The 12,971-nt window shown below is 69.2% G+C and carries 15 protein-coding genes, 1 tRNA gene and 1 pseudogene; 10 read left to right on the forward strand and 7 right to left on the reverse strand.

The features are described 5' to 3' along the window. Positions 1 to 79: pseudogene (locus A5757_RS23190) on the forward strand (MspA family porin); the annotation flags it as partial. Between the two features lie 64 nt (positions 80 to 143). On the opposite strand, the gene mscL reads toward A5757_RS23190, so the two are convergent. From mscL to A5757_RS14715, 4 genes are all read right to left on the reverse strand, one after another. Further along, positions 144 to 599: a large-conductance mechanosensitive channel protein MscL gene (gene mscL, locus A5757_RS14705; protein ID WP_066835872.1), complete on the reverse strand. Its 456-nt coding sequence runs from the start codon at positions 597 to 599 to the stop codon at positions 144 to 146. Between the two features lie 76 nt (positions 600 to 675). Beyond that, entirely contained in the window at positions 676 to 1,332 is a 657-nt protein-coding gene (locus tag A5757_RS14710; protein ID WP_066835399.1) for an SAF domain-containing protein, read from the reverse strand. A 73-nt stretch (positions 1,333 to 1,405) separates the two neighbouring features. Continuing rightward, positions 1,406 to 1,750, reverse strand: a complete 345-nt coding sequence (locus tag A5757_RS22820) for an FmdB family zinc ribbon protein (protein WP_082929478.1) — start codon at positions 1,748 to 1,750, stop codon at positions 1,406 to 1,408. Between the two features lie 72 nt (positions 1,751 to 1,822). Further along, on the reverse strand, positions 1,823 to 2,422 hold the full coding sequence (locus A5757_RS14715) for a 5-formyltetrahydrofolate cyclo-ligase (protein ID WP_156618411.1): 600 nt from the start codon (positions 2,420 to 2,422) through the stop codon (positions 1,823 to 1,825). Between the two features lie 72 nt (positions 2,423 to 2,494). Between A5757_RS14715 and A5757_RS14720 the strand changes: the two genes are divergently transcribed. The 5 genes from A5757_RS14720 to A5757_RS14740 all read left to right on the forward strand — a co-directional run bounded on the left by A5757_RS14720 (position 2,495) and on the right by A5757_RS14740 (position 6,699). After that, complete coding sequence (locus A5757_RS14720; RefSeq protein ID WP_066835400.1) at positions 2,495 to 3,406, forward strand: UTP--glucose-1-phosphate uridylyltransferase; 912 nt, start codon at positions 2,495 to 2,497, stop codon at positions 3,404 to 3,406. Between the two features lie 37 nt (positions 3,407 to 3,443). Next, entirely contained in the window at positions 3,444 to 4,700 is a 1,257-nt protein-coding gene (gene glp, locus A5757_RS14725) for a gephyrin-like molybdotransferase Glp (protein WP_066835402.1), read from the forward strand. Between the two features lie 16 nt (positions 4,701 to 4,716). Next, the gene (locus tag A5757_RS14730; RefSeq protein ID WP_156618412.1) at positions 4,717 to 5,367 is read left to right on the forward strand and encodes a GNAT family N-acetyltransferase; all 651 of its coding nucleotides are present in this window, start codon (positions 4,717 to 4,719) and stop codon (positions 5,365 to 5,367) included. 157 nt (positions 5,368 to 5,524) lie between these two features. Then, positions 5,525 to 6,577: a gephyrin-like molybdotransferase receptor GlpR gene (gene glpR / locus A5757_RS14735; protein WP_066835406.1), complete on the forward strand. Its 1,053-nt coding sequence runs from the start codon at positions 5,525 to 5,527 to the stop codon at positions 6,575 to 6,577. 49 nt (positions 6,578 to 6,626) lie between these two features. Beyond that, positions 6,627 to 6,699, forward strand: a tRNA-Ala gene (locus A5757_RS14740). Positions 6,700 to 6,733: 34 nt separating this feature from the next. On the opposite strand, the gene A5757_RS14745 is transcribed toward A5757_RS14740, so the two are convergent. Together A5757_RS14745 and A5757_RS14750 are read right to left on the reverse strand one after the other, a co-directional pair. After that, positions 6,734 to 8,221 carry a sugar transferase gene (locus A5757_RS14745; protein WP_066835408.1) on the reverse strand — a complete coding sequence of 496 codons (1,488 nt, stop codon included), beginning with the start codon at positions 8,219 to 8,221 and terminating at the stop codon, positions 6,734 to 6,736. Positions 8,222 to 8,359: 138 nt separating this feature from the next. Next, positions 8,360 to 9,043 (reverse strand): GAF domain-containing protein, encoded by a 684-nt coding sequence (locus A5757_RS14750; protein ID WP_156618414.1) that lies wholly within the window; start codon positions 9,041 to 9,043, stop codon positions 8,360 to 8,362. Between the two features lie 173 nt (positions 9,044 to 9,216). Here A5757_RS14750 and A5757_RS14755 point away from each other — a divergent pair, with 173 nt between their 5' ends. From A5757_RS14755 to A5757_RS14765, 3 genes are all read left to right on the forward strand, one after another. Then, positions 9,217 to 9,594, forward strand: a complete 378-nt coding sequence (locus tag A5757_RS14755; protein ID WP_066835412.1) for a hypothetical protein — start codon at positions 9,217 to 9,219, stop codon at positions 9,592 to 9,594. Positions 9,595 to 9,726: 132 nt separating this feature from the next. Then, a complete protein-coding gene (locus A5757_RS14760; RefSeq protein WP_066835414.1) occupies positions 9,727 to 10,719 on the forward strand; it encodes a GNAT family N-acetyltransferase in 993 nt (330 codons plus the stop codon). Further along, a complete protein-coding gene (locus tag A5757_RS14765; RefSeq protein ID WP_066835416.1) occupies positions 10,719 to 11,540 on the forward strand; it encodes a shikimate 5-dehydrogenase in 822 nt (273 codons plus the stop codon). The genes A5757_RS14760 and A5757_RS14765 overlap by 1 nt, the downstream gene beginning before the upstream one ends. Here A5757_RS14765 and A5757_RS14770 read toward each other — a convergent pair. Then, positions 11,530 to 12,237, reverse strand: coding sequence for an LpqN/LpqT family lipoprotein (locus tag A5757_RS14770; protein ID WP_066835876.1), 708 nt, complete (start codon positions 12,235 to 12,237; stop codon positions 11,530 to 11,532). The genes A5757_RS14765 and A5757_RS14770 overlap by 11 nt on opposite strands. A 54-nt stretch (positions 12,238 to 12,291) precedes the next feature. On the opposite strand from A5757_RS14770, the gene A5757_RS14775 reads away from it, so the two are divergent. Then, positions 12,292 to 12,954, forward strand: coding sequence for a DUF5642 family protein (locus tag A5757_RS14775; RefSeq protein ID WP_066835418.1), 663 nt, complete (start codon positions 12,292 to 12,294; stop codon positions 12,952 to 12,954). The last annotated feature ends 17 nt before the right edge of the window (positions 12,955 to 12,971 follow it).

The raw sequence follows: 12,971 nt of genomic DNA on the forward strand, positions 1-12,971 counted from the left end.
GCTGCGTCCCTACGCCCGACTGATCGCCTCGACCGGTGACAGCGTCACCACCTACGGCGCCCCCTGGAACATGAACTAGTTCCATTGGCGAACACACAGAGCAGCCCCCGGAGAAATCCGGGGGCTGTTCTGCTTTCGGTCGTCTACGTCCGGTCCGCGCTCGTGGTTTCGGCGGTGTCCGGGCTGGGCCCCGTTCCCGGACCCTTCGTCTGCGGTTCCTCGCTGTTCGCCTGTGCCAACAGGTTGCGGATCTCGGTGAGCAGCGACAGCTCGGTGTCCTGCGCCTGCTCGACCTGCCCGCGCTCGCGCAGCTTCTTGTAGGGCAGCACGATGAGGAAGTACACGACGGCGGCGACCAGGACGAAGTTGATGATCGCCGAGATCAGGATGTTCAGGTCGATCGCCTGTCCACCGCCGATACTGATGCGCAGGATGCCGTAATTCGATTCCCCGCCGGCCCCGATGCGGTTGATCAGCGGCTCGATGATGCTCTGGGTGAACTTGGTGACCAGGCCGGTGAACGCGGTGCCGATGACTACAGCGACCGACAGATCGACGATGTTGCCACGGGCGAGAAAGTCTTTGAAGCCTTTCAACATGTACATACTCCTTCCATTGCGCGGTGTGGCTGATGGGGCGCAACGTTAGTCCCCTGGTCGACGGCCCGACGGCAGCTCAGCGAAACGTCAGCGTGACTGCTCGGGTAAGGGCGGCGCCGGCCACCTCGTTGGCGGCGCGTGCGGGCAACGCGACCAGGACGACCCGGTCGCCGGCAGCCGCCGGACCGGACGCTTCGGGGGAGACCAGGACGACAACGGCCTCGGTGGCGATCACCTGGGGTCGGGCCGCCTCGCCGTCGTCACCGGCGCCGCCCGCGAGCACGTCGACGACGTCCCCGGACCGGATCAGATCCAGGAGCGCGGTGTCGGACAGGTGCAGCGGAACGAGCCGGGCGTCCGGACCTGCCGTGGCCTCCGCCGCCCGTGGCCCGAGCAGCCGGACGTCGGTGAGCACCTCGCCACGGCGGGCGGGCCCGGCCAGGCTCGCGCCGAGAACGTCGGCCGTATCGACGCGCGCCCCCTCGGGCGCCAGTTCGGCCGGCAGCTGCGCCGTGTCGACGTCGTCCGCGGTCAGCGCCGTGCCGGGGGAGAGGTCGCGGGCCGCTACGACGACCTCGACGCGGTCACCCCGCGGATCGGAGCGCACGGCTGCCGCAGCGGCGAGGGCGACCAGCGCCGCGGCGACGATGCGGCGCGCCAACACGGTTCTGGTCCAGTCGGGCCGCAATTCGGCCAGTCGAGCGGCCGCGGACGGCGCCAGAGATTCCCCCACCCGCCCACGTTAGGCAGACCGAGGGCGCGTTCGCGCGCGGCCGGGGACGCGGCCTGTGGATAACTGCGCGCCGTCAGCTCGAGGCTGCGGCGGGTGCGGTGCTCTTGGTGCTGGAACCGGAAGAGTCGCCAGACGAGCCGGAGGACGAGGCGGACGACGATTTCTCGGACGAACTCGACGAATCGGAGCCGCCCGAGCTCTCGGAGCTCTTCGACGTGCCGTTGTTCGAGCTCTTCCCCGATTCGCGGCTGTCGGTGCGGTAGAAGCCACTGCCCTTGAACACCACGCCGACCTTGCCGAAGAGCTTGCGCAAGCGGCCGTTGCACTGCGGGCATTCGGTCAGCGCATCATCGCTGAACGCCTGCTGGGCATCGAAGCGGTTGTCGCATTCGGTGCACGCATAAGAATAGGTAGGCACGAGAACCTCCGAGGTCGTCAAACTAATTAGCACTCTACCGAGTCAAGTGCCAAAACCGCCAAGTCGGGACAGTCATTCCCCCAACCGGACCAAGCCACGCCCCGGGGTCAACGCGTGCGTCATGGCGACATCGTGCGGCTCCGCGGGCAGGTGCTCGACCAGTTCATCATCGCGCACCACCCCGACCAACAGTGCATCCGGTGCCGCGAGCGGCAGTGACCGGTCGTAGTAGCCGGCGCCGCGCCCGAGCCGTCGCCCCATGCGGTCCACCGCCAGCGCGGGCACCAGAACAGTCGCTGCCTCGGCGATCGCCTCCGCCGCCAGCCACGGAGCGGGTGGTTCGAGCAGTTCATAGCGGGCCTCGACCAGCGAGCCGGGCACGTATTCGCCCCACTGCAGGGCCGTCGGTACGCCAGAGGCGTCGTGACCGGCGACCGGAAGCAGGACCCGCGCGCCGATCTCGCGCAGCGTGTCGAGTACCGCCGGGGATCCGGGCTCCGAGCCGACCGGAACGTACGCGCACACCGTATGGCCGGCGGCGACGACGCCCGGGAGGTGCCCGCACAGCGCCACGGCGTCGCGTTCGCGCTGGGAATGCGACAACTTGCGGCGGGCGGACAGCACCGCAGCCCGCACGTCGGCTTTCCTCGAGTTACCCACGACGTCCACCATGTCACCCGCTCCTTCGCCGGTCTTGGCTCTATCGGAGGTTGAACCAGCGCGAACCGGTTAATCTCTGAGGCGATGACACCGCCCGAAGTTCCCATCCCGCGCACCGCGATCGTTCCCGCCGCAGGGCTGGGCACGCGATTCCTGCCCGCCACGAAGACGGTGCCGAAAGAGTTGCTGCCGGTCGTCGACACACCAGGTATCGAGCTCGTCGCCGCCGAGGCGGCCGAGGCCGGTGCCGAACGGTTGATCATCATCACCTCCGAGGGCAAGGACGGTGTGGTCGCACACTTCGTCGAAGACCTCCTCCTCGAGGGCACGCTGGAGGCCCGCGGCAAGCAGACAATGCTGGAGAAGGTGCGTCGAGCGCCGGCCCTGATCAAGGTGGAGTCGGTCGTGCAGAGCGAACCGCTCGGCCTCGGCCACGCCGTCAGCTGTGTGGAACCGGCGCTGTCCGACGACGAGGACGCCGTCGCGGTGCTGCTGCCCGACGATCTGGTGCTGCCCACCGGTGTGCTCGAGACGATGTCGAAGGTGCGGGCCAAGCGCGGGGGTTCGGTGCTGTGCGCGATCGAGGTCGCTCCCGAGAAGATCAGCGCCTACGGCGTGTTCGACGTGGAGACCGTGCCCGACGCGGCCAATCCGAACGTCCTGCGGGTGCGCGGGATGGTGGAGAAGCCGAAGGCCGAGGACGCGCCGTCACCGTACGCGGCCGCCGGTCGGTACGTGCTGGACCGGGCGATCTTCGACGCGCTGCGCCGGGTGCAGCGGGGCGCGGGCAACGAGATCCAGCTGACCGACGCGATCGCCCTGCTGATCGACGAGGGGCATCCGGTCCACGTCGTCGTCCACCGGGGCACCCGACACGACCTGGGAAATCCGGGCGGCTACCTCAAGGCTGCGGTTGACTTTGCGTTGGAACGCGACGACTACGGGCCCGAACTGCGGGAGTGGTTGGTCGAGCGATTGGGCCTGACAGAGGAATAGTGCTGCGCGACAGGCCCAGAAGACAGAGAGGCGTGTTGTGCGGTCGGTTGAGGAGCAGCAGGCCCGGGTAGCCGCCGCCGCGGTGGCACCGCGGCCGGTGCGCGTCGCCATCGCCGAGGCGCAGGGATTGATGTGCGCCGAGGAAGTGGTCACGGAACGGCCCATGCCCGGTTTCGACCAGGCGGCCATCGACGGCTATGCGGTCCGCAGTGTCGACGTGCTGGGGGTCGGCAGCCGCGACGGCGAGGACCAGGACGGTCGGGACATCAGTCTGCCGGTCATGGCGACCATCGAGGCGGGCGCGCGGACCCCGAGCCGGTTGCAGCCCCGCCAGGCGGCGCGCGTGCACACCGGTGCCCCGATGCCCACGCTGGCCGACGCTGTGCTGCCGCTGCGGTGGACCGACGGCGGCGCGGGCCGGGTCCGGGTGCTGCGCGGCGTCCGCTCCGGCGCATACGTGCGGCGCACCGGTGACGACGTCCAGCCCGGTGACGTCGCTGTGCGGGCCGGCACGATCATCGGTCCCGCGCAGGTGGGACTACTGGCGGCGGTCGGCCGCGAACGGGTGCTCGTCCATCCGCGGCCGCGGCTGTCGGTGCTGTCGGTCGGCGGGGAGCTGGTCGACATCTCACGGACGCCCGGCAACGGCCAGGTCTACGACGTCAACTCCTATGCGCTGGCCGCCGCCGCCCGCGACGCCGGTGCCGAGGTGAACCGGGTGGGCATCGTCGACGCCGATCCCGAGAAGCTCCGCGAGGTGGTCGAGGGGCAGCTGAACCGCGCCGAGATCGTCGTGATCGCCGGCGCCGTGGGCGGTGTCGCGGCCGAATCGGTGCGCAAGGTCCTGGCCGGGCTGGGGGAGATGGAGGTGGCGCGGATCGCCATGCACCCCGGGTCGGTCCAGGGTTTCGGTCAGCTCGGCCGCGACGGCGTCCCCGTCTTCCTGCTGCCGGCCAACCCGGTGAGCGCACTGGTGGTGTTCGAGGTGATGGTCCGGCCGTTGATCCGGCTCTCGCTCGGCAAGCGTGCCCCGATGCGCCGGATGGTGCCCGCCCGGGCGTTGTCGCCCATCACGTCGGTGGTGGGCCGCAAGGGTTATCTGCGCGGTCAGCTCATGCGCGATCAGGACACCGGGGAGTACCTCGTGCAGGCGCTGGGCGGCGCCCCGGGTGGGTCGTCTCACCTGCTGGCCACCCTCGCCGAGGCCAACTGTCTGGTGATCGTGCCGAGCGAGGTCGAGGAGGTCCGCACCGGCGAAACCGTCGACGTCGCATTCCTCGCGCAGCGCGGCTGATTCTCGAACCGAGGTGATGGTGCTGCGATCCAATCCTGCCCACCCCGGATGGCCTACCCCGGCCGGACCGGTGCGCGTCGCAGGCGGCGTGGTCCGGTTGCGCCCGGTGCGGCTGCGGGACGCCGCCGCGTGGAGCCGGATCCGGCTGGCCGACCGCGCCCACCTCGAGCCGTGGGAACCGGTCACAGGCCTGGATTGGCAACTGCGGCACGCGATGTCGTCATGGCCGGCGGTGTGTTCGGGTCTGCGGTCGGAGGCCCGCAAAGGGCGGATGCTGCCCTACGTGATCGAACTCGACGGCGAGTTCGCCGGCCAGCTCACGATCGGGAACGTCACGCACGGCGCGCTGCGGTCGGCGTGGATCGGCTACTGGGTGGCCAGCGATCTGATCGGTGGGGGCGTCGCGACCGCGGCGCTCGCCCTCGGCGTCGACCACTGCTTCGGCGCAGTGAGCCTGCACCGCGTCGAGGCCACCGTACGACCCGAGAACGCCGCCAGTCGTCGGGTTCTGGAGAAGGTCGGTTTCCGTGAAGAGGGTCTGCTCAAGCGCTACCTCGAGGTGGACGGTGCGTGGCGCGATCACCTGCTGGTGGCCGTGACTGTCGAGGAGATGGGGACGTCCGCGGTCGCGGCGCTGGTGCGCGCGGGTCGCGCGGCATGGGTCTAGCCGGCCCGGAACCGCGACGCCGGAATGTGACACGTGTGACGGATGTTACTGGCGGTGCTTGTATGCAGTTAATTACAGGTGTGTAATTGTCCCCGGCGCGTCGTCCCCAGATGCGCTGGTCACCGGACCTAGCCTGAAGGGGAAAGGAGCAGGCTCCATGCCAAGCATCCCCCAATCTCTCCTCTGGATCTCGCTCGTAGTGCTGTGGCTCTTCGTGCTGGTCCCGATGCTGATCAGCAAGCGGGACGCCGTTCGCCGCACGAGCGACGTCGCGCTGTCGACCCGAGTGCTGAACTCCGGCTCGGGCGCGCGCCTGCTCCGTCGCACGCGGCCGGCCGCCGGCCACCATTCGGACCCCGATTGGCAGCCCTCCGTCGACGAGCACGAGGACGAAGGCGAGCCGGAGTTCGAGTCTGAGACCGAGCGCGAGGCCGCCCCTCGGCGCACCGTGGTGCTCGCGGCGGCCGCGCCGGAGCACGCCGAGCCCGACTATCTTGACGTCGATGTCGTCGAGGAGGACTCCGGCGCCCTGCCGATCGGTATCTCCGCCGCCGCTGAGCCCCCCGTGGAGCCGGTCGCCGCGGCACCGGAACCCGAGGACCTCGAAGCCGTCGAGGACGTCGAGGACGTCGAGGACGTCGAGGACGAACCCGTCGACGCGGACGAACCCGTCGCCGAATCCGACGGCACCGAAGACGAGTACGAGTACGTGCCGGATTCGTCGGGTCTCGAATCCTCCACCGACGACAGCGATTCCAGCATCGCCGACTCGGTCAGTGCGGCCCGCCGGCGTCGGAACGAGTCGAAGACGGCTGCCGCGGTGAGCGCCCGCAAATACCAGTTCCGCAAGCGGATGGTGACCTCCATGGCGGTCGCCCTTCTGGTCACCGGCGTGGCCGCCTACCTGGTCGCTCCGTGGGCGTGGTGGCTGTGCGCGACGGTCGGTGTGGTCACTGCCCTCTACCTCGGCTATCTGCGCCGCCAGACGCGCATCGAGGAGCAGGTGCGGCGTCGTCGTGCCCAGCGGGTGCGGCGGTCACGGCTGGGCGTGGAAAACACCGCGGACTCCGACCTCGACGTCGTCCCGGCCCGACTGCGTCGCCCGGGCGCCGCGGTGCTCGAGATCGACGACGAGGATCCGGCGTTCGAGCACCTCGACGAGGTCGCGTTCGCCCGCCGTTACGACCTGCCCAGAGCCGCCGGGCAGTAGCCGGTTTCGACCGGTGCGATGAGGCTGGTAGCCTTTCGTACCGGTATCAGGGGCTATAGCGCAGTTGGTAGCGCGTCTCGTTCGCATCGAGAAGGTCAGGGGTTCGATTCCCCTTAGCTCCACTCTGATTCAGCAGGTCGTAGGCCTCAACCCGCGTCACTCGGCGCGTTTGAGCACTGCCAGCACCGTCATCAACAGGATCTTGATGTCCAGGGCCAGCGACCAGTTCTCGATGTAGTAGTTGTCCCACTCCGCGCGGTCGGCGATCGAGGTCTGGCCGCGCAGACCGTTGACCTGAGCCCAGCCGGTGACACCGGCCTTGACGCGATGGCGCTCGCCGTAGCGGCGGATCTGGATCTCGAACAGCTCGACGAACTCCGGCCGCTCCGGCCGCGGCCCGACCAGGCTCATATCGCCCTTCACGACGTTGATGAACTGTGGCAGCTCGTCCATCGACGTCGCACGCATGATCTTGCCGATCTTCGTTCGGCGGTCGACACCCTCCACGCCGCCGGGCGCGGATCCGGAGCCCAACTGGAACGCCGCGTCCGAGGCGCGCGGCTCCCGCATCGTGCGGAATTTCAGGCAGTCGAACACCTGCCCGTCCCGGCCCACCCGCTCCTGCTTGAAGAAGATCGGCCCCGGCGAGCTCAGCCGGACCAGCAGCATCAGCGTCAGGAACAGCGGTGAGATCACGACCAGGCCGATGGTGGCCAGCATCCGGTCCAGGATGTGCTTGACGGCGAACTGCCATCCGCGCGGGTTGGCGGTGGGCAGCGCCAGCAGCGGCAGCCCACCGATGTGTTCGACCCGCACCTTCTCGCCGACGGCGTCGAACATCCGCGGCACCACCCAGACCCGCAGACCGTGCTGATGCGCGACGCGGATGACGCGGGTGAGCAGCTGATCCTGCGTACGGGAGAAGGCGATGATCAGTGCCTCGGCACCGGTGGCCGCGATCGCGGACTCGACGTCTTCGGGCGTGCCGACCAGGGGGAGGGCCTTGACGTCGTCGCCACCGGTCCACGGCTCCTCCAACGACACCAATCCGACCGGCGCCAGCCCGTACTGGGGGGACGTCCTGAGCCGCTCCGCGACCTGATGCGCGACGCGGCCGTTGCCGACGATCAGGGTGGGTGAGACGAGTTCGCTGTTGGCGGTGACGCGCAGCCGGCGCTGGATGTAGGCGTGGATCAGCCGGCCGACCGGCATGAGCAGCGCGGCGCAGATCCAGATCTTCGACATCAGCGCGCCGGGCTTACCGGTCACGTCGTTGAAGACCAGCACCGCGAGGACGGTCATCGACGCGAGCGCCACGGTCGTCTCCACCGGACCGATCTCGTCCATGACGCTGCGGTCGAGCGTGCGGCGGTAGGCGGAGCGCAGCGCGAGCATGGCGAGGGCCAGCGGGACGAACAGCGCCACCATCCAGAACGGGGCGAGCACCTCTTGCGTCCTGTGCGCCCACCACAAGCCGAGTGCCAGGCCGAGCGACGCGCTGATCGCGTCGACCGCCACGGTGATGATTGTGTTGAGCGGGTTGGTGCGCACGAGCGCGGCGAACGATTTCGGCTTCCGGGGGGCCTGCGGGTCCCTGGGACGTGGAGGCTTCACCTCGGCCGAGATTGCCTCTGTCGACGCCATCGACCGCTCAACCTTTCCCTCGCCTCGCTCGGACAATACGTGTCCGTGGTCGCCCCCACCGCTGGAACGACGGACCTGGTCGACCGGATGAGCAAAGAATTTCAAGATCATTTCGCATTCTGGCCGGGTGCGGGTCGTCTACCGCGTCGCCCCGAAGACCTTCGCCCGCGCCAGCGCGGCGAAATCCTCGAGTAGTTGGATCTGTGGCCCGGTCCACGGACGCGGGTGGTCGTCCCAGATGCAGAGCGTGCCAACGATATTTCCATCGTCGTCAGTTAAGAGCACGCCGGCGTAGGCCAGCACCTCACCGGAGGTGACCACCGGATGCTTCGCGAGCAGGGGGTGGGCCGTCGTGTCTTCCACAATGAGCGGTCGACCGGCGACTACGGCGAACTTGCACACCGACAACTGGATGGGCCGCGAGCGGACGAAGTCCGCGTCGGTGACGCTGCATCCGGCGAGAAGCTGAGTGTCCTTGTCCACGAGGGAGATCGCTGCGTAGCGGGTGCCGAGCGCCTCGGCGGTCAGTTTGGCGACGCGGTCGAGTGCCTGCCCTTGCTCGCCGGTCATCAAGCCGGTTCCGTGCAGGGCCTCCAGGCGCGTGGCATCGCTCAGCCACAGGTCCATCAGGGAGTCGAGGAGTTCCTGATTCTCCGAGAGCTGGCTCGCCAGTCGGCGCACCGTCGGGTCGTCGATACCCGGTCCGGCGGCCGTCTCGATCAGCGCGCGGTTGATCTGTGCGACGGTCGATTCGGCAGTCTCGTCGACCCCGCCCCCGTCCCCGCCCGGACCGTCCCCGGGCTGCGACATCGAGTCACTCACGCCGTCAGGTTAGTGGTTCGATCCGGCCGCGGGCGGCTAACCGGGATCAGCCCTCGAGAAACCACCTTCTAGCAGGTGCGGGGTGGGATTCGTGCTGTTACTCTTCGACCGGGTTTGAACGTCAACTGTCCGGGATATTCCGTCCCGCACGCTATAGAGATAGGGGAAGGCCGATGGCCGATCACGCCGAAGCCCTCGTCCGCAGGGCAACGAAGTTGGGCTTCGCGGGACTGGGCGCGCTCGCAGTCGCCGGCGCCGCTGTGGCCTTCGGGTCGGGGATCGCCGGTGCCGACGTCTCGGACGTCGAAGCCGACCCCTTCGCCCCGTTCGCCGGCCCGGTGGCCGAAGAGGGCATTCGCGTCGCGGATCCCGGGGTCGTCAACGCCGGACCGTCGGAGGTTCGCGCGGCCAACATCAACGCGCCGCTGGCGCCCGCCGGTGGCGAGTCGAAGGACTCGATCCGCGCGGTGCCCGGCATCACGGGCGGCATCGGTACGTACCTGGACTTCGGTCCGTTCGGTGGCCCCGGTTCCCCGATCTGGGACTGGTAACCACCTGAACCGCTGACACACGGATCGCGTCCGGTTCCCACCGCAACTCAGCAGCGGTCGGAACCGGGCGCTTTTCGTATGTCCCTGCCGGCGTGTGGGAACACGCCGGCGAAAACGATGTAGCCTCGGGTCGTGGCCGGTTCGACCGCCGTCCGCGCAGCCGAACTCGCGGGCCTGGATTTCTTCGCCGGCTGCCCCATCGAATCGTTGGGGCCGTTGGCGTCTCACCTGCGGCCGCTGACCGCCGCGCCGGGTGAGGTCCTGATGCGCCAGGGCGAGGCGGCGGTGTCGTTCCTGCTGATCGGGTCCGGGAGCGCGACGGTCACCCATCTCGCCCCCGACGGCACTCCCACCGTGGTGGAGGTGCACGAGGGGATGATCGTCGGCGAGATCGCATTGATGCGCGACACCCCACGCACCGCGACCGTCGTCGCCATGGGGGCGCTGACCGGATGGGTCGGGGCGCACGAGGCGTTCGCGACGATGCTCGACGTGCCGGAGATGATGGCGCGGCTCGTACGGTTGGCGCGGCAGCGACTGGCGGCGTTCCTCACCCCCATCCCGGTGCGGGTCGCCGACGGGACCGAACTGTTTCTGCGGCCGGTGCTGCCCGGTGACAACGAACGGACGATCAACGGTCCGGTCGAGTTCTCGAGCGAAACGCTCTACCGCCGTTTCCAGTCCGCCCGTCGGCCGACGCCGCGGCTGATGGCGTATCTGTTCGAGGTCGATTACGCGGACCACTTCGTGTGGGTGATGACCGACGGCATCGACGGTCCGGTGGTCGCCGACGCCCGCTTCGTGCGCGACGAGCACGATCCGACGACCGCCGAGGTGGCGTTCATGGTTGGCGACGACTATCAGGGCCGCGGACTCGGCACCTTCCTGCTCAACGCGCTCATCGTCGCCGCGAGAGATGACGGAGTGCGACGGTTCACCGCTCGCGTGCTCACCGACAACGTCGCCATGCGCAGGATCCTCGACAAACTGGGCGCCCACTGGGTGTTCGACGACCTGGGCGTCGTCACCACCGTCGTGGACGTGCCGGCCGAAGCACCGCTGCCGCGCGGTCTGACCGCGCAGATCCGCGATACGGCCCGCCAGGTCATCCGGGCCGTCGGCTGATGGGACGACCTCCGCTCAGCAAGGACACCCGGCTGTGTATCTCGCTGGCCGGGCGGCCCAGCAACATCGGCACCCGCTTCCACAACCATCTCTACGAGTCGCTGGGACTCGACTTCATCTACAAGGCGTTCACCACCACCGACATCGCGGCGGCGATCGGTGGCGTACGGGCGCTGGGGATCCGGGGCTGTTCGGTGTCGATGCCGTTCAAGCAGGACGTCATCCAGCTCGTCGACGAGGTGGAGCCCTCGGCTCGGGCCATTGACGCGGTGAACACGATCGTCAACGACGACGGACGCCTGATCGCCTCCAACACCGACTATCTCGCGGTGCAGCGGCTGATCGACGAACACCGACTCGACACGTCGCGTCCGGTGATCATCCGGGGTAGTGGCGGAATGGCGGCAGCGGTCGGAGCGGCGTTCCGAGACCACGGATTCAGCGACGGGACGATCGTGGCCCGTAACCGCGACACCGGTGTGCGGTTGGCCGGCCGACTCGATTACACGTATACCTCCGACGTCCGGCCGCGCGAGGGTGCCGTCCTCGTCAACGTCACGCCGATCGGCATGGCGGGCGGGCCGGGGGAGGACGACCGTGCGTTCGACGAGGCCGCAATCTCGTGTGCGCACACGGTCTTCGACGTCGTGGCCATGCCCGCCGAGACGCCTGTCGTCGTCGCGGCCCGCGCCGCCGGTGTTCCGGTCATCACCGGCGCAGAGGTCATCGCGCTGCAAGCCGCCGAACAATTCGAGCGCTACACCGGCGTGCGGCCCACGCCCGACCAGATCGCCGAGGCCTCGCGGATCTCTAGGGCGTGATGACGGTCTGCTCGTCGATGGTCGACGTCGCGTCGAGCAGCGGACCGATCTGGTCCTCGGTACCGTCGGCCGTCAACTGCAGCAGGTACCCCCCGCCCTCGGCCGGGATGAAGACCGTCTTCTGCGCGATCATCCGTTTGACGCCGTCGCGGGTGTACGCGCCGCCGAACTGGTAGGCGTCGAATCCGCTGAGCTCGCTTTCCCTCCCATCGCCCAGGTACTCGAAGCCGGGCAGGGTGGTCAGCTCGGCGGGTGCCGCCGCGAAGATTCCGGCTGGGTCGACGTTGCCGGTGAGCTTGAACATGAACGTGCTGATCATGGGCGGATCCTGCGCCATCGACGGATCAGCGAAAAGCACGGCGCTGTAGGCCCCTTCGGGCGCCTTCGGGCCGGCGTCCTCCCAGCCGGGCAGCTGCGGCAGATCGACCTTCGGCGAGCCGGGTGCACCGGGTGCAACAGGGGTCTGCTCGACGTTGTTCTCGCGGAGGTACTCGGCGATCGTCTGCTGCGGCGCCGCCGCGGGTGAGGTCTCCGTCGGGCCCGCGGGCGAGGAGGGTGCACTGCTCGACGTCGCTTCGCTCGAGGTCGTCTCCTGCTCGGCCACCGCATCGCCCGACGTGTCCGAGCTGCATCCGGCGAGTGCGATGCCCATCGCGGCGGCGAGGGCGACGGTGCCCGTCCGCAGGGGGGTGGTCATGGATCTGCCGTTGATCATGCCCGGACGATACCGGCGTTGTGTCATCATCGGCAGGTGCGCCACATCGCGGCTGTCGGAGTCGCCGCGACAGTCCTCGCGGCGTGCGGGGCGCCTTCGGACGAATCGGCGCCCGAGACCCCGTCGTCGGCCGCTGCGCCGACAGGTGACATCGACCCCACCCGCATCGATCGCGCCCGCTACGCACTGCCGCCCGGGTACGAGGTCACCGGCGTGAGTGGACGCGTCACGCCCGTGGCGCAGTGGGGTTTCGGACCCGAGTGGCGGGCGGAGCCGGACCGCTGCGCCGCGCTGTCGGATCCGGCGGTGGATCCCGCGACGCTGCGCGGCTGGTCGGCCTCCGGTGCGGGCGGAATCGTCTATGCGGTCGCGGCCACCGGCGCCTCCGGTATCGATCCGGCGAGGGTCGGTGAGTGCGCGACGTGGCAGATCTCGGCGGGCCCGAGCACCGGTACGGCTCGTCTCGTGGCGGCCCCGGCCGTCGCAGGCGCGCAGACCGTCGCGATGGCGGCCGAATCGCTGACCGTCGTCGAGGGCGGCACCGAAACCCGTTCGGAGGCAACGACGGCGATGGCGGCGCAGGACGGCCGTCTGGTGTACGTCACCGTCGTCACCGATCCGGGGTCGCCCAACCCCGTACTCGACGGCCGGTTCGCCGCCGAACTGCTCGCCGAAACGGTCACCGCGCTACGGAAGTGAGCGCCCGACGGCGGGTA

The organism is Mycobacterium sp. 852013-51886_SCH5428379, from assembly GCF_001665575.1.
Taxonomy (GTDB): domain Bacteria; phylum Actinomycetota; class Actinomycetes; order Mycobacteriales; family Mycobacteriaceae; genus Mycobacterium.

Coding starts and splice junctions, on each gene's coding strand:
- glpR (WP_066835406.1), top strand. CDS start 5,525: ATGCCAAGCATCCCCCAATCTCTCCTCTGGATCTCGCTCGTAGTGCTG.
- A5757_RS14765 (WP_066835416.1), top strand. CDS start 10,719: ATGGGACGACCTCCGCTCAGCAAGGACACCCGGCTGTGTATCTCGCTG.
- A5757_RS14745 (WP_066835408.1), bottom strand. CDS start 8,221: ATGGCGTCGACAGAGGCAATCTCGGCCGAGGTGAAGCCTCCACGTCCC.
- A5757_RS14715 (WP_156618411.1), bottom strand. CDS start 2,422: ATGGTGGACGTCGTGGGTAACTCGAGGAAAGCCGACGTGCGGGCTGCG.
- A5757_RS14720 (WP_066835400.1), top strand. CDS start 2,495: ATGACACCGCCCGAAGTTCCCATCCCGCGCACCGCGATCGTTCCCGCC.
- A5757_RS14755 (WP_066835412.1), top strand. CDS start 9,217: ATGGCCGATCACGCCGAAGCCCTCGTCCGCAGGGCAACGAAGTTGGGC.
- A5757_RS14730 (WP_156618412.1), top strand. CDS start 4,717: ATGGTGCTGCGATCCAATCCTGCCCACCCCGGATGGCCTACCCCGGCC.
- A5757_RS14770 (WP_066835876.1), bottom strand. CDS start 12,237: ATGACCACCCCCCTGCGGACGGGCACCGTCGCCCTCGCCGCCGCGATG.
- mscL (WP_066835872.1), bottom strand. CDS start 599: ATGTTGAAAGGCTTCAAAGACTTTCTCGCCCGTGGCAACATCGTCGAT.